Consider the following 18,393-nt stretch of genomic DNA (forward strand, 5'->3'; position numbering starts at 1 on the left):
CTTGCGCGTTTCACTGCATCTGGCCGATCTGCACTATGGCGGCGGGCTCGTCCTGCACACGGCATCGTCGGGCAGCATTCCGTCCCTGGCGGAAGTCTATCTGCGGCTCGATGACGGCGAGACGGTCGGCGTCGGTGAGGTGAGGGCCAACATCGCCTATCTCAACGGCTATGACGAGCGGACCGTGGTAGACGCCATCATCGCCGCTGTTCGCGAGGTCGACTGGCGGCGCGATCCGCTCGATCTGATCGCGATGATGACGCTCTGGGAGGTGCCATACATCGCGCCGGTCCGCACGCTGATCGATTGCGCATTGCACGATCTCGTCGCGCGCCGGGAGCGCAAGACCCTGGCCGCCTGGCTTGGCGCGCCGAATGAGGATGTGACCTGCAAGACCAACCAGACCCTGTTCTGGTCCTCGCATGAAGACTTCCTTGCCAAGGCACAGGCCTATGTCGATCGCGGCTTTGGCGATCTCAAGGTGCGCATCGCCGTCGGCGATTTTGCCGAGGATCTGCGACGGGTCGCGGCCCTGCGCCAGCGCTTTGGCGGACGGGTGAAGATTGCAGCCGATGCCAACGGACGCTGGACGGCCAATGAGGCGCTGGCCAAGCTGGAGGCGCTCGCCGCGTATGATCTCGCTTATGTCGAGCAGCCGGTGCCGGCCGGCGACTGGGCAAGCATCGATGAGCTCGCGCGGAAGAGCCCTGTTCCCGTGATGCTCGACGAGAGCATCGCCTCGCCCGACGATATCGCACAGGTGTGCACCTATCGCGGGCGGGTCTTTGCGCATCTCAAGCTCGTGAAGCTCGGCGGCATAGCGCCGACCGTCGCGGCTGCGCGGAAGCTGTCTGCTGCCGGCGTGCCCTTCATGATCGGTCAGATGAACGAGGGCGCCGCTGCCACAGCGGCGGCGCTGCATGTCGCTTGCGCGACCAGCCCTGAATTCGCCGAGCTCTACGGAGCTGACGGGCTCGTCAATGATCCGGTCTCCGGCATCTCCTACACCGACGGGGCAATCCATGCGGAGCGCGCCCCTGGCCTCGGCGTGAAGTTCGACGCCGCCACCACCAAGCTCATCGGAGACTACAGATATGACTAGCGACGCCGTCCAGCAGGGCTCTGAATCAGCCTTCCCCAAGCAGGAATATGACGGGCGGGTCGCGCGTGCGCGTGCGCTGCTCGCCAAGGCCGGGATCGACGTCATGGTCGTCACCGGGCCCGAAAACATCTTCTACCTCACGGGGCAGCAGACGCCGGGCTATTACACGTTTCAGGCGCTGGTCCTCCCGGTCGAGGGCGAGCCGGCCTTCGTCGTCCGCCAGCTCGAATATTTCAACTTCATCGCGAATACGTTCATCGCCAATGCGCAAGTCTACCAGGACGGCGACCAGCCGGTGAACTTCCTGGTCAACGTCATCAAGGACCGCGGCTGGGCATCGAAGCGCATCGCAATCGACAAGCGCGGCTGGTTTTTGCCTGTGGCGACCTATGAAGCGCTCCAGGACAAGCTTGGGACGGTGCACGATGGCGCCGGCATCATCGAACAGCTTCGTATCGTGAAATCGGCGGCTGAGCTCGAGAAGATCGCCACCGCGGCGTCCTATGTCGAGGCCGGCATGCGCGCAGGCCTTGCCGCGGTCAAGTATGGGGCGAGCGAGAACGATCTCGTCTCCGCCATGGTGGGAACGTCGATCGCTGCGGGCTCAGAATATGTCGGCATGGAGCCGCTGGTCTCCGTCGGCCGCCGCTCCGGCGTGCCCCATGGCACCTGGCGGCGGGGCCGGATCGGCGCGAACGATCCTGCGTTTCTGGAAATGGCCGCCAGCCATGATCGCTACCACGCGGCGCTGATGCGCAGCGCCTGGATTGGCGCCATGCCGCAGCGTGCGATCGACATGGAGAAGACCTGTCAGGACGGGCTGTCCGCAGCGCTCGAGGCGATCAAGCCGGGCGCGCTTTGCGAAGCGCCGCATCTCGCCTGTCAGCGGATCATCGATCGCGCCGGCTACACCGAGAACTTCAAGAAGCGGGTTGGCTACAGCATCGGCATCGCCTTCGCGCCCGATTGGGGCGAGGGCGGCGTGCTCAGCCTGTACACGGGCGTGACCACGGAATTGCGCCCCGGCATGACGTTTCACCTCCCGGTCGCAATGCGGGATTTCGGCCAATTCACCGTCGGCGTCAGCGAGACCGTCATCGTCACCGAAACCGGCTGCCGTCCGCTCAGCACCATCGATCGCTCCATCCTGCGCGTCGCGGGCTGACGTCAGCTTGCCCCGAAGGCAGCAGCCTGACGGCGAGTTGCACCGAAAAAACTATGTTAAAACAGTAGCTTGAAGCGGTCCCTTCGCCCGATCTGATCGGGGTCGAGGGGCCGCCAAGCTAACGCCGCCAGGTCGGCGTCAGGCCCTCGCGCATGGCAAAACGCCGGAGCGGGCCGATGGCGCCGAGCAGGTGCATGCCGACGGCGCGGACCGGTTGGAGCGGCAGGAAGTCGTTGAGCAAAGAGCGGTTGGCGATGTCGATCGCGAAGGTCCGGCTCAGGATGTCCGGACGCCGGGCGCGGTCGTAGCGCTTGAGCACCTCGTCCGCGCCGGGATCATGGCCCGCTGCGATCGCCTCGCCCGCGAGCCGCGCAATGTCGGCGGCATCGCGCAGGCCGAGATTGAGGCCCTGGGCGCCGATCGGCGGGACCACATGGGCGGCCTCGCCGACCAGCGCGATACGGTCGCGGCCGAAGGATTTTGGACGCTCGATCGCCAGCGGAAACAGGTTGCGCCCGGGCTCGACCGTCATGCGTCCCAGGATCGAATGCGACTGCTTCTCGATCGCGGCGGACAGCTCCTCGTCGCTGAGGCCACGCAGACGCTCGGCGTCCGCGGGCGCCGATACCCAGACAATGCTGGAGCGGTCGCCGGGCAGCGGCACGAATACGCAGGGCCCGTGCGGCGTGTGGAACTCGGTCGAGACGTTGCGATGTGGCCGCGTGTGGCCGACGTTGAAGGTGAGCGCGGTCTGCGTCAGCTCGCGCCGCGCAACTGCGATGCCGGCGGCCTCCCGGCACAATGAATGCCGGCCGTCGGCGCCGACCACGAGCCGGGCCGAGAGGAATTGTGCGGAAGCCGTGCGGATTGCGACATCATCGGCTTCGATGACGACGCTTTCGGCCTCGCCGTCGAAACGGACGATCCCGGGCAGCTCCGCCGCTCGCTCTTCCAGCGCCAGCATCAGCGAGCGGTTGTCGATGTTGTAGCCGAAGGCGTCGAGCCCGATTTCGTGACAGGAGAAACGGACCTCCGGCGCGCGGAACAGCCTCCCGGTGTCGTCGACGAGCCGCATGACCTCCAGCGCGGCCGCCTTGTCCCTGCAGCGCTGCCAGACGTCGAGGCTTTCCAGGAGATCGATGGAGGCGCCCAGCAGCGCGGTGGTGCGATTGTCGGCATAGGGCAGGCGCCGTGCCACCAGCGCGGTCCGTGCTCCGGCCTGCGCCAGTGCGATCGCCGCTGCCAGTCCGGCCGGGCCGCCGCCGATCACGGCTGCGTCAAAAAGTGTCGATGCGTCTGTCATGGAACGACAAATGACACGCCCCGCGGCAAATTCAAGCCCACCTATTTTTCCTAGGGTTTATGGCGAATTGTGCGACCGGGCGCCGCAATGGCTTATGTGCAAACCGGTCTCATTCTGGTAGCAGAAGCCATGGACAGCCAAGAGGATTCCCTGAAGCCGACACCCGCGATCCGCGCCGCGGCGTTCTCGGTGCATATCTTCACCGCCTTCGGTGCGGCGATCGCGCTGCTCGCGATGCTGGAGGCCGTGCGCGAGCACTGGGCGGCGATGTTTCAGTGGCTGGGCGTCGCGCTGATCATCGACGCGATCGACGGTCCGATCGCGCGCCGGCTCGACGTCAAGAACGTGCAGCCGAACTGGTCGGGCGACGTGCTCGATCTCGTGGTCGACTTCGTCAACTATGTGTTCGTGCCGGCCTATGCGATCGTGGCGAGCGGGCTGTTGTTGCCGGTCGCAGCGCCCTTGCTCGGCGTCGCCATCATCGTCACCAGCGCATTATATTTCGCCGATCTGCGCATGAAGGCCGACGACAATCATTTCCGCGGTTTCCCGGCGCTGTGGAATGCGGCGGCGTTCTACCTGTTCCTGCTGCACTGGTCGCCTTTGTGGTCCACGCTGCTGGTCGCGGCGCTGGTGGTGCTGACATTCGTGCCGTTCCACGTGCTGCATCCGGTCCGGGTCGTGCGGCTGCGCTGGCTGACCATGTCGCTGATCGCGATCTGGGCGCTGCTGTCCCTCTACACGCTGGACATGGACTTTCGCGTTGGCCCCGGCGTGACGGTTGCGCTATGCGCGATCGCACTCTGGATCAGCTTCAGCGACGCCTTGATCCGCCTCGCAAGATCCTTCGCATGATGCATCTGATCACCAGCCCCGAGGCATGGGCCGCGCTGCTGACCCTGACCTCGCTCGAGATCGTGCTCGGCATCGACAACGTCATCTTCCTGTCAGTGATCGTCTCGCGCATCCCGGAGCAGCAGGCGAACCGCGCCCGCCAGATTGGGCTCGCGCTGGCGCTGATCTTCCGCATCATCCTGCTCAGCGTGCTGGTCTGGCTGATCGGCCTCACCGCGCCGGTGTTCTCGTTTGCAGATTACGAGTTTTCCTGGCGCGACCTGATCCTGATCGGCGGCGGCCTGTTCCTGATCGCGAAGGCGACCCACGAGATCCACGCCGAGGTCGAGGTCGATGACGAGGACGGCGATGAGAAATCCGGCGGCAGTGCCTTCTTCTGGGTGATCGTCCAGATCATCATCATCGACATCGTGTTCTCGCTGGACTCGATCATCACCGCGATCGGCATGGCCCAGGACATCGAGATCATGATCGCGGCCGTCGTGATCGCCTGCCTGATCATGTACATTTCGTCCGGGCCGGTGTCGCGATTCGTCGCGGAGCATCCGACCACGAAGATGCTGGCGCTGGCCTTCCTGGTGCTGATCGGCGTCGCGTTGGTCGCGGACGGATTCAAATTCCACATCCCGCGCGGCTACATCTATTTCGCAATTGCGTTCTCGGCGGCGGTCGAATTCTTCAACGTGCTGGCCAAGCGCAACCGCAGGAAGGCGAGCAAGCCGTCGGTATAGCCGTCCCGTCGGCGTCGAGTTGACAAGGCGGGCGCGATGTCTTTCGCTCAGCCTTGGAGAAGAGGAGGTCAGGTGATGACCAAAGCCATCCGTGTGCACAAGGTCGGAGGCCCCGAAGCCCTGGTCTATGAGAGCGTCGAGGTGCCGGCGCCGGGCCCCGGCGAGGTGCGCATCCGCCAGCACGCGGTCGGCCTCAACTTCATCGACGTCTATTACCGCACCGGCCTCTACAAGGCGCCGGGGCTGCCCTTCATCGCCGGCAACGAAGCCTCGGGCGAGGTGGTTGCGGTCGGGCCCGGCGTCACGCATTTCCATCCCGGCGACCGCGTCGCCTATTACCACAACCTCGGCGCGTATACCGGCGAGCGCAACCTCCCCTGGGAGAAGCTGGTCAAGCTGCCCGACCACATCACGCACGAGCAGGGCGCCGTGCTGATGCTGAAGGGGCTGACGGTCTGGTATCTGCTGCACAAGACTTTTAGGGTCGAGCCGCACCATCGCGTGCTGATCCACGCCGCCGCCGGCGGCATCGGCCTGCTCGCCTGCCAATGGGCGAGCGCGCTCGGCGCCCACGTCATCGGCACCGTCGGCTCGCGCGAGAAGGCCGAGCTCGCGGAGGCCAATGGCTGCGACCACGTCATCCTCTACAACGAGGAAGACTTCGTCGCCCGCGTCAAGCAGATCAGCCGCAACGAGGGCTGCGACGTCGTCTATGACGGCGTCGGCAAAGCGACTTTCCCGGGCTCGCTGTCCTGCCTGAAGCCGCGCGGCATGTTCGTTTCTTTTGGTAACGCGTCCGGCCCCGTGCCGCCGTTCTCGATCGCCGAACTCAACAATCACGGCTCGCTGTTTGCGACCCGGCCGAAGCTCAACGACTATATCGGTACGCGCAAGGAGCTGCTGGAAGGCGCCGACACGCTGTTCGCCGCGGTCATCAACGGCAAGCTGCACGTGCCGATCAACCATGCCTACGCGCTGAAGGACGCCGCGAAGGCCCATATCGATCTCGAAAGCCGCAAGACCACGGGCGCGTCGATCTTGAAGCCGTAAGAGTGGTGGTCCCGCGAGGACTCGAACCTCGAACCTCCGCGTCCGCAACGCGGTGCTCTATCCCTTGAGCTACGGAACCCATATGGCCCCAATGTGCGCAGGGCGCATTGGGGTTGGTACTTCAGCTGTCCATCGCATCGGCCAGCTGTCGTAGGGTGGGCAAAGGCGCAAAGCGCCGTGCCCACCATTTCGTAACGACGGTTTGAAAGGTGGGCACGCTTCGCTTTGCCCACCCTACGGCACTATGCCACCCGTCTTGCCGCGCCGGCCTTGGTCAAGATGCCATCGAGACAATCGATCATCTCGGCGATCTCCGCCTTCGTGACATTCAGCGCCGGCATGAAGCGCAGCGTGTCGACATGCGGCGCGTTCAGCAGCACGCCGGCCTCGAACGCCTGCGCGACGATCCCTGGCGCGATCGGCAGCTTGAGATCGAGCGCCAGCAGCAGGCCGCGTCCGCGGACGCCGCCGAGCCCGTGCCGGGCCGAGACCTTCTGCAGCTCGCTTTCGAGCAGCAGGCCGGTCTCGGTGACCGACTTCAGGAAGTCGGGCTTGGAGACTTCCTCCAGCACCGCAAGCCCAGCCGCGCACATGATCGGGTTGCCGTTGAACGTGCCGCCCTGGTCGCCATGCTCGAAGCAGGAGGCGCGTTCGGTCGCAAGCAGCGCTGCGAGCGGCACGCCGCCGCCAATGCCCTTGCCGAGCGTCATGATGTCGGGTGCGATGCCGGCGTGCTCATAGTGGAAGAGCTTTCCGGTCCGGCCCATGCCGGTCTGGATCTCGTCGAAGATGAGCAGCAGGCCGCGTGCCTCGGTCAGCGCGCGCAGCTCCTGCAAAAACTTGTCGGTCGCCGGCCACACACCGGATTCACCCTGGATCGGCTCGAGCATCACAGCCACCGTGTTGGCGTTGATCAGCTTCTCGACCGATGCGATGTCGTTCAGCTTCGCCTTCTTGAAGCCGGCGACTTTCGGCTCGAACAACGGCTCGAACGCCTTCTTGCCCGAGGCCGACATCGTCGCCAGCGTCCTTCCGTGGAAGCCGCCTTCGAAGCTGATGATCTCGAACGCGCCGTTCCTGTGCAGGCTGCCATATTTGCGCGCGAGCTTGATCGCGCCCTCATTGGCTTCCGCACCCGAATTGGCAAAGAACACCTGGTCGAACGCGCTGTTTGCGACAAGCTGCTCAGCCAGCTTCAGGCTCGGCTCGTTGTAGAAAGCCGGGCTCGGCGTCAGCAGCCGTTTTGCCTGTGCGGCGAGGGCATCCGCGATGACGGACGGGGAGTGGCCGAGGCAGTTCACGGCCCAGCCCTGCACGAAATCGAGATAGCGCTTGCGGCTGTCGTCCCAGAGGTAGGAGCCCGCGCCGCGGACGAACACGGCCTTGGGCCGTGCGGTGATGTCCATCAGCGCGTCATACGGATGGGTGGCGGTGGTCATGTCGAACTCCTCTGGAGGCGGGTGGAGAAGGGACGCAAAAAGCAAGAAGGCCGCACTTTGCGGGTGCGGCCTTCTCGAAAACTGTGCTGAATTCAGGTGTTCAGCGGCGTCGTCGGACATGGCGCAACCCATCATCGTCGCGGGAGCGACGACGCATGGCCTGGCGCAGATGGGTCCGAGAGTTGATCATGGGGCGCGTGCCTACAGCCGAATGGCAGGACTTGTCAAGCGGGCGTTTTGCGCAACGCCCGCTTGGCTTGCATCGGCGATGTCGAAGTTCTTCACTGAACGCCGTAATGCGCGAACACATCGGCGATGCCGGCGTTGACCGCTTTCGCCGCTGCGATGTCGCGCTCGGCGGCCTCGTTGTCGCCCTTCTTCCGCTTCGCAAGCCCGCGGCCGTAAAGTGAGCTGTCGAACTGCGGCCTTGCGTTCAGCGCTGCGTCATAGTCGGCAATCGCCGCGTCGAGATTGCCGAGCTTGAGATAAGTGAGGGCGCGGCTGTCGAGCGTATCAGGGTCGTTGGGCGCCATCCGCAGCGACTGCTCGCAATCGGCCAGCGCCTCCTGCAATCGACCAAGGATCGCGCGCGTCATGCAGCGCGAATTGAACACGCCGGAATAGATCGGATTGGCCTTGATCGCGCGGTCGTAATCTTCCAGCGCCAGCGCGTAATCATGCGTCTCGAAATACATGCTCGCGCGCGCGTAGGCGTCGAGGTCGTTGTTGGGAGAGAGTTGAAGCGACCTGTCGAAATCGGCCAGCGCGCGGGCACGGTCGCCGCGGTCACGATAGACGCGTGCACGGTTGCCGTAGGCCGGGCCGTAATTCGGGTCGAGCTTGATCGACATGTCGAGATCGGCGAGCGCCTGATCGGCCTTGTCGTGCTCGCGATAGGTCGAGCCGCGGTTGTAATAAGCCAGCGCGAATTTCGGATCGAGCTTGATGGCCCGATCGTAATCGGCGATCGCATGCGCGTAATCGTCCTTGCCGGAGTATGAATTGCCGCGGTTGTTGTAGTATTGCGCGTCATTGGGCTCGAGCCGGATCGCGCTCGTATAGTCTGCGATGGCATGGTCGCGATCGCCGAGATCGTCATAGACAATGCCGCGATTATACCAGGCGATGGCGTCCTTCGGATCGAGGTCGATGGCGCGGTTGAGGTCGGCCACAGCGCGCTCCCTGTCCCCCTTGCGCCGGAAGATTTCGCCGCGGTTGGCAAGCGCCCGCGCATGGGATGGGTTGGTTCGCAGCACCGCCGAGCAGCCGGCGAGGCGCTGCTCGTCGCTGACCTCGTCGGTGGCAAAGCACCATTGCCGCGCCTGCGTGGGTGACGGGGATTGGGCAGCGGCGGGAAGCGCGAGCAGGATCAATGCTGTGCCAATCGCGTACAGCCCGCTCCGGATACCAGCCTTGTGATTGTATTTCATCGATCACCGCGTAGAAACCATTGAGCCTCTAGCGCGTTTGTGATCAACGGACGCCAATTGGTTCGAACCGAACGCGACTCGGCTCAGACCAAGGGAGACGGGACCAACCAGACAGTTTTCAGCCTTGTCCGATACCCCTTACCCGATTGATCTCGACAGCATTCGCGGCGCGTTTCCGCCGGGAATTGAAGCGCCGACGCTGCTGGTCGACTTTGCCACCTGGCTCAAGGGGCGTCCCTGGGGCAGCGTCGGCTGCTTCTCCCTGCAGGGCCAGTTCTCCGATTCCGCGCCGATCGTCGACGGCAGTCCGTTGCGCGACAGGTTCTCGCTTTTCATGCGCTTGCCCGACGGCTCGGCCGTCGGCGGCTGGTATGGCGCCGGTCTCGACCGCGACAACCCGCCGATCGTCGGACTGGGATCGGAGGGCGATTACGAGCTGCTCGCACCGAGCCTCGACGGGCTGCTCGCAAAATTGACGTCGCAGCAATTCGACAAGGCCTGGAGCGATCTCAAGCCGCACGAAGAGGTCGAGTGCCAGACGGTCGAGCTCGCGCAATGGCTGGCCGAACGGCCGATCGGCGAGACGGTTGCGCTGGACGACGGCGCATCGGAGCTGCCCGACTTCCGGGGCTTCGTGGAGAAATGGAGCCGGGATCGCGAGGACTATTGGGCCAACCACCGGCTGATGGCCGAGCTCGGCTGGCGGCTTGCCGCCCATCTGCCCAAGGGCAAGAATCCCTGGGACAAGACGCGTTTCGAGATCGCGATCGTCGGTAGCCAATACCAGGCTCGCGTGCTGACGCGCGGACCGCAGCCGTTCGAGGAAGCCGCCTCGATCGAATCCCTGTTGCGCGATCTGCGCGAGGAGATGCGCCGCGCGCAGCCCGAGCTTGGCCTGTGGTACGTGATGAATTTCGGACTCTATGCCGATGGCCGCGTCATGCCGAGCTTCGAGTACGATTTGCGCCCGACCATCGACGGCGAACCGGCGAAGCTGTCGGAGGCCAAGGCCGATCTCACCCGCGCACCAAGGCCGGAGCGCTGGGTGCCGAAATGGCTGGCGGCATCCTGAAGCCTGGAATCCCCCGATGCTGCCGCCCGGCCGGCGCGCCGAAATCTTCGGCTGTCGTGCCATCTTGACCTCTCGGGCACGGCACCTTCGATCCCCCTTGACTTAGAGTGCGCTCGAAGGGGTATCTGTACGTGCGTCAGTACGAGAACGGGCACACATGAAGATCGGCGACCTCGCAAAACGAACCGGCTTGTCGACGCACACGTTGCGTTATTACGAGCGCATCGGGCTGCTGCCATACGCAGACCGGGATCGTTCCGGCCAGCGTGACTTTGACGCATCGATCCTCACATGGATCACATTCATCGGTCGGCTCAAGACCACGGGAATGCCGATCCGGGACATGCTGCGTTATGCGGCGCTTCGTGATGAAGGCGAAGCCACCGGGCCAGCCCGGCGGCAGATGCTGGAAATCCACCGGGAACAGGTTCGCACGCAGATTGCCGAACTCCAGGAATGCCTGCTCGTCCTTGATACCAAGATCGCCGGCTATGCCGGCGACGAACAGAGGACGAAGGAAAATGACGCACGCCCAAACACAAGCCGAAAGCCGCTTCGATCGCGGCCAGCGGGCCCTGTCACGCATTGACGGCAGAGCCGGCGAAAAGGTCGTCGCCTCTCTCGCCGACATCGCTCCGGATTTCGCACGCTACGTGATCGAGTTTCCCTTCGGCGACATTTACAGCCGACCGGACCTCGGCCTGCGCGATCGAGAGATCGCGACGATCGCCGCGCTGACGGCGCTCGGAAATGCCGCGCCTCAGCTCAAAGTGCATATCGATGCGGGTCTGAACGTCGGGCTGTCTCGCGGCGAGATCGTGGAGATCATCATGCAGATGGCCGTCTATGCGGGCTTCCCGGCGGCGGTGAACGGGCTGTTCGCAGCCAAGGAGGTGTTTTCCGCGCGAGAAGCGAGATGACGAAGCGCGCCGATCTCGCCCGCGCATCCAGGCCGGAGCGCTGGGTGCCGAAATAGTGGGCGTGATTGCCTCCACAGCGTCATTGCGGGTGCAGCGAATGCAAATCCATCCCCCGTCATCCTGAGGTGCGAGGCTTGCGATGCGAAAGCATCGTAAGCTGAGCCTCGAAGGATGAGCGGCCGCGATGCAGCCGGGGGCCGTCGTCCTTCGAGGCTCGCTCTACGGCGCGGTTGCGCCGCAGAGCGAGCGCATCAGGATGACGGTGATGGAGCTATCGTCGCTACGCTCGCAATGACGGAGTGCTTCAGAACCCCGCGACGCTGCCGTGCAGGTCGTACTGGTCGGCGCGCTCGATCTTGGCGGTGACGATCTCGCCGACGCGCAACGGGCGGCGGCTCGTGAGGTACACCGCACCGTCGATCTCCGGCGCATCGGCCTTGGAGCGGCCTTTCGCAACGGTCGGGCCGACCTCGTCGATGATGATCTGCTGGCGCGTGCCGACCTTGCGCTTGAGCCGGCGCGCCGAGATCTTCTGTTGGCGCGCCATCAGCGCGTTGTAGCGCTCCTGCTTGACCTCTTCCGGCACGGGATTCTCGATCGCGTTCGACGTCGCGCCCGCAACCGGCTCGTATTTGAAGCAGCCGAGACGATCGATCTCGGCCTCATCGAGCCAGTCGAGCAGATAGGCGAAATCGGCATCGGTCTCGCCGGGGAAGCCGACGATGAAGGTGGAGCGCAAGGCAAGATCGGGACATTCCTCGCGCCAGCGCTTGATCCGCGCCAGCGTCTTGTCCTGCGCCGCCGGACGCTTCATCGCCTTCAGCACCTCGGGGCTCGCATGCTGGAACGGGATGTCGAGATAGGGCAGCACCTTGCCCTCATTCATCAGCGCGATGACTTCGTCGACATGCGGGTAGGGGTAGACATATTGCAGCCGGACCCAGGCCCCGAGCTCGCCGAGCTCGCGCGCGAGGTCGAGGAATTTGGCGCGGACCTGGCGGTCCTTCCACGGGCTCTCGGCATATTTCAGATCGACGCCGTAAGCCGAGGTGTCCTGCGAGATCACCAAGAGCTCCTTGACGCCGGCGCCGACCAGGCGCTCGGCCTCGCGCAGCACGTCATTGGCCGGGCGCGAGACGAGGTCGCCGCGCAGCTTCGGGATGATGCAGAAGGTGCAGCGGTTGTTGCAGCCCTCGGAGATCTTCAAATAGGCGTAGTGGCGCGGCGTCAGCTTGATGCCCTGCGGCGGCACCAGGTCGAGATGCGGATTGTGCGCCGGCGGCAGCGCGCGGTGCACGGCGTCGAGCACGCTCTCATATTGCTGCGGGCCGGTGATGGAGAGCACGCCCGGATAGGCCTGCTCGATCTGCTCGGGTTCCGCGCCCATGCAGCCTGTTACGATCACCTTGCCGTTCTCGGCCATGGCCTCGCCGATCGCCGACAGCGATTCCTGCTTGGCGCTGTCGAGGAAGCCGCAGGTGTTAACGATGACGATGTCGGCCCCGTCATGCTTGCGGGCGAGCTCGTACCCTTCCGCGCGCAGGCGCGTGATGATGCGCTCGGAATCCACCAATGCCTTGGGACACCCGAGCGACACGAAGCTGACCTTGGGCGCAGCCGTCTGATCCATATCTGATCTGCCTGATTGACCGGCCTGAGCTAGTCCCAATTGCCCATAATTACAACCCTTTGCATCGCCCCCCGGCGTGCTATGGATGAATCACCTGCCGTGAGTGAGCCATGAGCGCCGAACAGTCGCCCAAAATCGTGATTGTCGACGAGAGCCCGATCCGGGCTGCGATCCTCGAGGAGGGGTTGCGGGAGGCCGGATTCACCCAGGTCGTCCATATCCGCGAGATGCAGAGCCTGCTCGCCCGTATTTATGCGGTGGACCCCGACATCATCCTGATCGATCTGGAAAACCCCAGCCGCGACGTGCTGGAGGCGATGTTCCAGGTCAGCCGCGCCGTGAAGCGGCCGATCGCGATGTTCGTCGACCAGAGCGATTCAGCCTCGATCCAGGCCTCGGTCGAGGCGGGGGTATCGGCCTACATCGTCGACGGGCTGAAGAAGGAGCGTATCAAGCCGATCCTCGACCTTTGCGTGTCCCGTTTCAACGCCTTCGCGAAACTCCAGGAGGAGCTCGAGCGCACCAAGTCGCAGCTCGAGGACCGCAAGATCATCGAGCGCGCCAAGGGCATCCTGATGAAGGTGAAGGGCCTCACCGAGGACGAGGCCTATGTGCTGCTGCGCTCGACTGCGATGCGCGAGAAGAAGAAAATCGGCGAGATCGCCCAGTCGATCATCACCGCATCGGAGATGTTGAAATGACTGCACCGCTCCGCATCGGGTTTATCCCGCTGGTCGATGCCGCAGCCCTGATCGTTGCCGTCGACAAGGGCTTTACTGCCGCCGAGGGGCTCGACGTCGAACTGGTGCGCGAGGTGTCCTGGTCCAACGTGCGCGACAAGCTCAATATCGGCCTGTTCGATGCCGCGCATCTGCTGGCGCCCGTCGCGATCGCGTCCTCGCTCGGGCTCGGCCACGTCAAGGTGCCGATCGCCGCGCCCTTCAACCTCGGCATCAACGGCAATGCGATTACGGTGTCGCCGACGCTCCATGCGGCGCTGATGGAGGAAATCGACGGCGACCGCTTCGATCCGCTTGTCACCGCGAAGGCGCTGGCGAAGGTCGTTGCCAAGCGCCGCAAGACAGGTGCCGATCCGCTGACCTTCGGCATGACTTTCCCGTTCTCGACCCACAATTATCAGCTGCGGTTCTGGATGGCGGCGGCCGGCGTCGATCCCGACGAGGACGTGCGTCTCGTCGTGCTGCCGCCGCCCTATATGGTCGAGAGCCTCAAGAGCGGCCATGTTGACGCATTCTGCGTCGGTGCGCCCTGGAATTCGGTCGCGGTCGATCTCGGCATCGGGCACATTCTGCACTTTGTCTCCGATATCCTGGTGCGCGCGGCGGAGAAGGTACTGGCGGTCCGTCAGGTCTGGGCCGACAAGAATCCGGACGTTGTCGCAGCCCTGGTGCGTGCGGCCGTGAAGGGCGCCGAGTTCATCGAGCAGCCTGCGAACCTCACCGAGGCGGCGCAGATTCTGGCGCAGCCCGAGCGGATCGGCGTCGATGCCGAGGTCATCCAGCGGACCCTCACGGGACGCCTGAAGATCTCGCCCGATGGCACGCTCCGCGAAAGCGGCCGCTATCTCCTCGTTGGGCGCGAAGGAGCAGGGCGCCCCGAGCCGGTGCAGGCCGCCTGGCTCTACGCCCAGATGGTGCGTTGGGGGCAGACGGCGCTGACGCCGGACGGCGTCAAGACCGCCATGGCCGTGTTCAGGCCGGATCTCTACGACGCAGCCGTCGGCCGCCAACCGCCCGCCGAGGCTCCCACAGCCTTCGGCGCGTTCGCTGGACCCGTCTTCGATCCCGACAACATCCGGGGGCACCTCGAGGCCTTCGAGGTCGGCCGCTGGAAGGCCTGATTCGTCCCCTGCATCGTTTTTGAGCAATGGGCGGCAGCGGCTAAATTTTGGGCCGAGTGCTCGAATTTCGAGTGAGCTCCGGGATCGGCATTTTCCGGGGCCGCCTTTATTCCATTGAAAGATCAAGAGTTTCTCTTTCAGGAAAGCTGGCACGCAACTTGTATGTTGCACTGCGGCCAGCTTGTCATTGGTGCCTGCTGAGCCAAGTCCCGCAGCAACGAAGCTGATTGGACCGTCGGGTTGCGAAGCAGGCTCTAGAGCCAGCTGAGTTTCCCGCGGGTCGCGCAATTTTCCGTCGATACCACCGAGGTGGCCGCAGGAGCTTCGTTACCGACCATGAAAATCGATACGGTCTCAGTCGACTTTACCGACGAGCAGAAACGCTATCTCGAAGGCTTCACGACCGGCTTGCAGATCAGCCGCGTCGGCCGCGGCCTTGGTGGCGGCGGCGGCAAGGCGAATGCCGAGCCGACCGGCCCAGATGCCGTGCACATCAAGGCGCAGGACAAGGTCATCGCGGCAGGCAAGAAGCTCGCCGACCAGGAGAAGTTCAAGCGCGACGAGCATCCCTTCGATGCCTATCCGCGCCTTCGCCAGCAGGCGCTCGACAACACGCCGCCGAGCCCCGCGGACAATTTCCGCTGGCGCTATTACGGCATCTTCTACGTCGCGCCGACGCAGGACTCCTACATGTGCCGCCTTCGTATTCCGAACGGCATCATGAAGCACTGGCAGCTGTCGGGTCTTGCCGATCTCGCCGACGAGCTCTGCGGTCCCTACAGCCACGTCACGACGCGCGCCAATCTGCAGCTGCGCGAGATTCCGCCGAAGCACGCGATCAGAATGATCGAGGGCATCCAGGATCTCGGCCTGTGCTCGCGCGGCTCCGGCGCCGACAACATCCGCAACGTGACGGGGACGCCGACCGCCGGCATCGATCCGCAGGAAATCATCGACACGCGGCCCTATGCGCGCGAGTGGCACTACCACATCCTCAACGACCGCTCGCTCTATGGCCTGCCGCGCAAGTTCAATGTCGCCTTCGACGGCGCCGGCAAGATTGCGGTGCTGGAAGAGACCAACGACATCGCCTTCACCGCCTATGAGGTGAAGGATGGTTTCGGCGTCGAGCCCGGAATCTGGTTCCGGCTCGGCCTCGGCGGCATCACCGGCCACAAGGATTTTGCGAAATATTCCGGCATCATCGTCAAGCCGGAGCAGGCGACCGCCGTCGCAGATGCCATCGTGCGCGTCTTCATCGACCACGGCGACCGCACCAACCGCAACAAGGCGCGGCTGAAATACGTGCTCGATGCCATGGGCCACGACGGCTTCCTCAAGCTGGTCGAGGAGCGGCTGAAGACGCCGTTCACGCGCGTGCCTGAAGAGGCGTTTGTCGCGCGGCCCGCCGCGGATCGCATGGCCCATATCGGCGTGCACAAGCAGAAGCAGGACGGTCTCAACTGGATCGGCGTGTCGCTGACGCTCGGCAAGCTCAGCTGCGATCAGATGCGCGGCCTCGCCAAAGTTTCGCGTGATCTCGGCGACGGCGAGATCCGCCTGACGGTCTGGCAGAACCTCTTGATCTCGGGCGTGCGCGACGAGAATGTCGAGCTCGCCATTGCCGCGATCAAGCAGATCGGGCTCGCGGTCGAAGCCTCGCACATTCGCGCCGGCCTCATCGCCTGCACCGGCAATGCCGGCTGCCGTTTCGCGGCGTCCAACACCAAGCGCAATGCCGCCGAGATCGGCGACTGGTGCGAGCCGCGCGTCGCCATGGACAAGCCGGTCAACATCCATCTGACCGGCTGCCACCATTCCTGCGCGCAGCACTACATCAGCGACATCGGCCTGATCGGGGCGCGCGTCCCCGTAAACGAGGAGGACACGGTCGAAGGCTATCACCTCTTCACTGGCGGCGGGTTCGGTCCCGACGCTGATGTCGGGCAGGAGGTTTATCACGACCTCAAGGCCGAGGACGCGCCGAAGACGGTCGAGGCGCTGCTCAAGGCCTACCTCGCCCATCGCGCCTCGCCCGATGAAACCTTCCTCTCCTTTGCGCGCCGCCACGACGGCGAAACGCTGCGCAAGCTTGCCGATGCACAGGTGTCCGCATGAACCAGATCACGCCTCCGCCGAAACTCGACATCATTCCCGCCAGCGCGCCGTTCTCCGACGCGCAGCGCTCCTGGCTGAACGGCTTCTTTGCCGGACTGCTGTCGCCTGACGTGGCAACGCCCTTGTCGGCGGAGCAGGGCGCTGCCGTCATGCAGGCCGGCGACGGCGACGACGGCGAAGCGCCATGGCACGACCAGACCATGCCGATCGCCGATCGGATGAAGCTCGCCGAGGGCCGTCCCGTTCGCCGCAAGATGATGGCGGCGATGGCGCAGCAGGATTGCGGCCAGTGCGGCTACAATTGCCACGACTATTCGGAAGCGATCGCGGGCAAAAGCGAAGCGCGGCTCAATCTCTGCGTTCCCGGCGGCAAGGAAACCGCGCGGATGCTGAAGTCGCTCTACGAGGAGCTCGATAAGGCGCCCGCGGCCAAAGCACCCGAGAAGACGGACACGGTTGCCGCGCCCGCCGTGACCGTGACCATCGCCGAGCCCGGCCGTTCGCGCGACAATCCAACGGAAGCGACCTTCCTGTCGCGCCGTCTTCTCAACAAGGGGAAGTCGGAGAAGGAGACCTACCACATCGAGTTCGATCTCTCCGCGAGCAAGCTCGACTACGTGGTGGGTGACAGCTTCGGCGTGTTCGCGCGCAACGACGTCGGCCTCGTCGACCAGATCATCGCGCTGCTCGGCGCCTCCCACACCACCAAGGTGAACGGCAAGACACTGCGCGAGGTGCTGATCGACGACGTCTCGCTGTCGCCGGCGCCGGACTCGCTGTTCGAGCTGATCTCCTTCATCACCGGCGGCGCGCAGCGCGAGAAGGCGCGGGCGCTGGCGCAGGGCGAGGATCCCGATGGCGATGCCGCGACCCTCGACGTCATGGCGGCGCTGCAGAAGTTTTCCGGCACGCGTCCGCATCCCGAAGCATTCGTCGAGGCGCTGGAACCGCTGCAGCCGCGGCTCTATTCGATCTCGTCCTCGCACAATGCGACGCCGGGAAAACTGTCGCTGACGGTCGATTCCGTGCGCTACGTGATCGGCAAGCGCAAGCGCATCGGCGTTGCCTCGACCTTCCTTGGCGAGCGCATCAATGAGGGCGAGAAGCTCAAGGTCTATGTGCAGAAGGCGCACAATTTCGGCCTGCCGCAGGACCCGAAGACGCCCATCATCATGGTCGGCCCCGGCACCGGCATCGCGCCGTTCCGCGCCTTCCTGCTCGATCGCAAGGCGACCGGCGCGGCCGGCAAGAACTGGCTGTTCTTCGGCCATCAGCGCAGCGACTGCGATTTCTTCTATCAGGAAGAGCTCAATGCGATGAAGACCTCGGGCCAACTGACGCGGTTGTCGCTGGCCTGGTCGCGCGACGGCGAGAAGAAGTTTTACGTGCAGGACCGCATGCGCGAGGTCGGCCGTGAGCTGTGGACCTGGCTCGCCGAAGGCGCGCATCTCTACATCTGCGGCGATGCCAAGCGCATGGCCAAGGACGTCGAGCGCGCGCTGGTCGACATCGTCGCCCAGTTCGGCGCGCGTTCGACCGATGAGGCCGTCAGCTTTGTCGCCGACCTCAAGAAGACCGGCCGCTTCCAGGCTGACGTCTACTAGGCTTCGGCGGGACCAGGGCGAGGAAACCCGTTGCCGCGTTGCTCGGTGCTGTAGGGTGGGCAAAGGCGCGCCCTTCGCGCGCCGTGCCCACCATCCCTAAGTGGTGGGCACGC

General features: G+C 64.5%; 16 protein-coding genes and 1 tRNA gene. 12 read left to right on the forward strand and 5 right to left on the reverse strand.

Annotation, left to right across the window (positions count from 1 at the left end):
- The first annotated feature begins 1 nt into the window (after position 1).
- Together JQ603_RS02955 and JQ603_RS02960 are read left to right on the forward strand one after the other, a co-directional pair.
- A complete protein-coding gene (locus tag JQ603_RS02955) occupies positions 2–1,102 on the forward strand; it encodes a mandelate racemase/muconate lactonizing enzyme family protein (protein ID WP_212336351.1) in 1,101 nt (366 codons plus the stop codon).
- The gene (locus tag JQ603_RS02960) at positions 1,095–2,267 is read left to right on the forward strand and encodes a M24 family metallopeptidase (RefSeq protein WP_212336353.1); all 1,173 of its coding nucleotides are present in this window, start codon (positions 1,095–1,097) and stop codon (positions 2,265–2,267) included. The genes JQ603_RS02955 and JQ603_RS02960 overlap by 8 nt, the downstream gene beginning before the upstream one ends.
- Positions 2,268–2,385: 118 nt before the next feature.
- Here JQ603_RS02960 and JQ603_RS02965 read toward each other — a convergent pair whose 3' ends face one another.
- Positions 2,386–3,570, reverse strand: a complete 1,185-nt coding sequence (locus tag JQ603_RS02965) for a UbiH/UbiF family hydroxylase (protein WP_212336355.1) — start codon at positions 3,568–3,570, stop codon at positions 2,386–2,388.
- 87 nt (positions 3,571–3,657) lie between these two features.
- On the opposite strand from JQ603_RS02965, the gene pcsA reads away from it, so the two are divergent.
- The 3 genes from pcsA to JQ603_RS02980 all read left to right on the forward strand — a co-directional run bounded on the left by pcsA (position 3,658) and on the right by JQ603_RS02980 (position 6,206).
- Positions 3,658–4,425: a phosphatidylcholine synthase gene (pcsA, locus tag JQ603_RS02970; RefSeq protein WP_212336357.1), complete on the forward strand. Its 768-nt coding sequence runs from the start codon at positions 3,658–3,660 to the stop codon at positions 4,423–4,425.
- The gene (locus JQ603_RS02975) at positions 4,422–5,156 is read left to right on the forward strand and encodes a TerC family protein (protein ID WP_212336359.1); all 735 of its coding nucleotides are present in this window, start codon (positions 4,422–4,424) and stop codon (positions 5,154–5,156) included. Before pcsA ends, JQ603_RS02975 begins: the two co-directional genes overlap by 4 nt.
- Before the next feature lie 75 nt (positions 5,157–5,231).
- Positions 5,232–6,206: a quinone oxidoreductase family protein gene (locus JQ603_RS02980; RefSeq protein ID WP_212336361.1), complete on the forward strand. Its 975-nt coding sequence runs from the start codon at positions 5,232–5,234 to the stop codon at positions 6,204–6,206.
- 3 nt (positions 6,207–6,209) lie between these two features.
- Here JQ603_RS02980 and JQ603_RS02985 read toward each other — a convergent pair.
- From JQ603_RS02985 to JQ603_RS02995, 3 genes are all read right to left on the reverse strand, one after another.
- Positions 6,210–6,285, reverse strand: a tRNA-Arg gene (locus tag JQ603_RS02985).
- Positions 6,286–6,448: 163 nt separating this feature from the next.
- Positions 6,449–7,645: an acetylornithine transaminase gene (locus JQ603_RS02990; RefSeq protein ID WP_212336363.1), complete on the reverse strand. Its 1,197-nt coding sequence runs from the start codon at positions 7,643–7,645 to the stop codon at positions 6,449–6,451.
- A 281-nt stretch (positions 7,646–7,926) separates the two neighbouring features.
- Positions 7,927–9,075, reverse strand: coding sequence for a tetratricopeptide repeat protein (locus tag JQ603_RS02995; protein WP_212336365.1), 1,149 nt, complete (start codon positions 9,073–9,075; stop codon positions 7,927–7,929).
- A 124-nt stretch (positions 9,076–9,199) separates the two neighbouring features.
- On the opposite strand from JQ603_RS02995, the gene JQ603_RS03000 reads away from it, so the two are divergent.
- From JQ603_RS03000 to JQ603_RS03010, 3 genes are all read left to right on the forward strand, one after another.
- Entirely contained in the window at positions 9,200–10,147 is a 948-nt protein-coding gene (locus tag JQ603_RS03000) for a hypothetical protein (protein WP_212336367.1), read from the forward strand.
- Between the two features lie 157 nt (positions 10,148–10,304).
- Positions 10,305–10,736, forward strand: coding sequence for a MerR family transcriptional regulator (locus JQ603_RS03005; RefSeq protein WP_212336369.1), 432 nt, complete (start codon positions 10,305–10,307; stop codon positions 10,734–10,736).
- A complete protein-coding gene (locus JQ603_RS03010) occupies positions 10,669–11,067 on the forward strand; it encodes a carboxymuconolactone decarboxylase family protein (RefSeq protein WP_212336371.1) in 399 nt (132 codons plus the stop codon). The genes JQ603_RS03005 and JQ603_RS03010 overlap by 68 nt, the downstream gene beginning before the upstream one ends.
- 304 nt (positions 11,068–11,371) lie before the next feature.
- Here JQ603_RS03010 and rimO read toward each other — a convergent pair whose 3' ends face one another.
- Complete coding sequence (rimO, locus tag JQ603_RS03015) at positions 11,372–12,697, reverse strand: 30S ribosomal protein S12 methylthiotransferase RimO (protein WP_212336373.1); 1,326 nt, start codon at positions 12,695–12,697, stop codon at positions 11,372–11,374.
- Positions 12,698–12,807: 110 nt separating this feature from the next.
- Between rimO and JQ603_RS03020 the strand changes: the two genes are divergently transcribed.
- The 4 genes from JQ603_RS03020 (at position 12,808) to JQ603_RS03035 (ending at position 18,280) form a co-directional block, all read left to right on the forward strand.
- Positions 12,808–13,398, forward strand: a complete 591-nt coding sequence (locus JQ603_RS03020) for an ANTAR domain-containing response regulator (protein WP_008564898.1) — start codon at positions 12,808–12,810, stop codon at positions 13,396–13,398.
- Positions 13,395–14,558, forward strand: a complete 1,164-nt coding sequence (locus JQ603_RS03025) for a CmpA/NrtA family ABC transporter substrate-binding protein (protein WP_212336374.1) — start codon at positions 13,395–13,397, stop codon at positions 14,556–14,558. Before JQ603_RS03020 ends, JQ603_RS03025 begins: the two co-directional genes overlap by 4 nt.
- 336 nt (positions 14,559–14,894) lie before the next feature.
- Entirely contained in the window at positions 14,895–16,676 is a 1,782-nt protein-coding gene (locus JQ603_RS03030; RefSeq protein ID WP_212336376.1) for a NirA family protein, read from the forward strand.
- Positions 16,673–18,280: a sulfite reductase subunit alpha gene (locus JQ603_RS03035; protein ID WP_212336378.1), complete on the forward strand. Its 1,608-nt coding sequence runs from the start codon at positions 16,673–16,675 to the stop codon at positions 18,278–18,280. The genes JQ603_RS03030 and JQ603_RS03035 overlap by 4 nt, the downstream gene beginning before the upstream one ends.
- Positions 18,281–18,393: the final 113 nt, after the last annotated feature.

It is taken from the genome of Bradyrhizobium liaoningense, assembly GCF_018130825.1.
Classification (GTDB): Bacteria; Pseudomonadota; Alphaproteobacteria; order Rhizobiales; family Xanthobacteraceae; genus Bradyrhizobium; species Bradyrhizobium liaoningense_B.

Coding starts and splice junctions, on each gene's coding strand:
- JQ603_RS02960 (WP_212336353.1), top strand. CDS start 1,095: ATGACTAGCGACGCCGTCCAGCAGGGCTCTGAATCAGCCTTCCCCAAG.
- JQ603_RS02965 (WP_212336355.1), bottom strand. CDS start 3,570: ATGACAGACGCATCGACACTTTTTGACGCAGCCGTGATCGGCGGCGGC.
- pcsA (WP_212336357.1), top strand. CDS start 3,658: ATGGCTTATGTGCAAACCGGTCTCATTCTGGTAGCAGAAGCCATGGAC.
- JQ603_RS02975 (WP_212336359.1), top strand. CDS start 4,422: ATGATGCATCTGATCACCAGCCCCGAGGCATGGGCCGCGCTGCTGACC.
- JQ603_RS02980 (WP_212336361.1), top strand. CDS start 5,232: ATGACCAAAGCCATCCGTGTGCACAAGGTCGGAGGCCCCGAAGCCCTG.
- JQ603_RS02990 (WP_212336363.1), bottom strand. CDS start 7,645: ATGACCACCGCCACCCATCCGTATGACGCGCTGATGGACATCACCGCA.
- JQ603_RS02995 (WP_212336365.1), bottom strand. CDS start 9,075: ATGAAATACAATCACAAGGCTGGTATCCGGAGCGGGCTGTACGCGATT.
- JQ603_RS03005 (WP_212336369.1), top strand. CDS start 10,305: ATGAAGATCGGCGACCTCGCAAAACGAACCGGCTTGTCGACGCACACG.
- JQ603_RS03010 (WP_212336371.1), top strand. CDS start 10,669: ATGACGCACGCCCAAACACAAGCCGAAAGCCGCTTCGATCGCGGCCAG.
- rimO (WP_212336373.1), bottom strand. CDS start 12,697: ATGGATCAGACGGCTGCGCCCAAGGTCAGCTTCGTGTCGCTCGGGTGT.
- JQ603_RS03020 (WP_008564898.1), top strand. CDS start 12,808: ATGAGCGCCGAACAGTCGCCCAAAATCGTGATTGTCGACGAGAGCCCG.
- JQ603_RS03025 (WP_212336374.1), top strand. CDS start 13,395: ATGACTGCACCGCTCCGCATCGGGTTTATCCCGCTGGTCGATGCCGCA.
- JQ603_RS03030 (WP_212336376.1), top strand. CDS start 14,895: ATGAAAATCGATACGGTCTCAGTCGACTTTACCGACGAGCAGAAACGC.
- JQ603_RS03035 (WP_212336378.1), top strand. CDS start 16,673: ATGAACCAGATCACGCCTCCGCCGAAACTCGACATCATTCCCGCCAGC.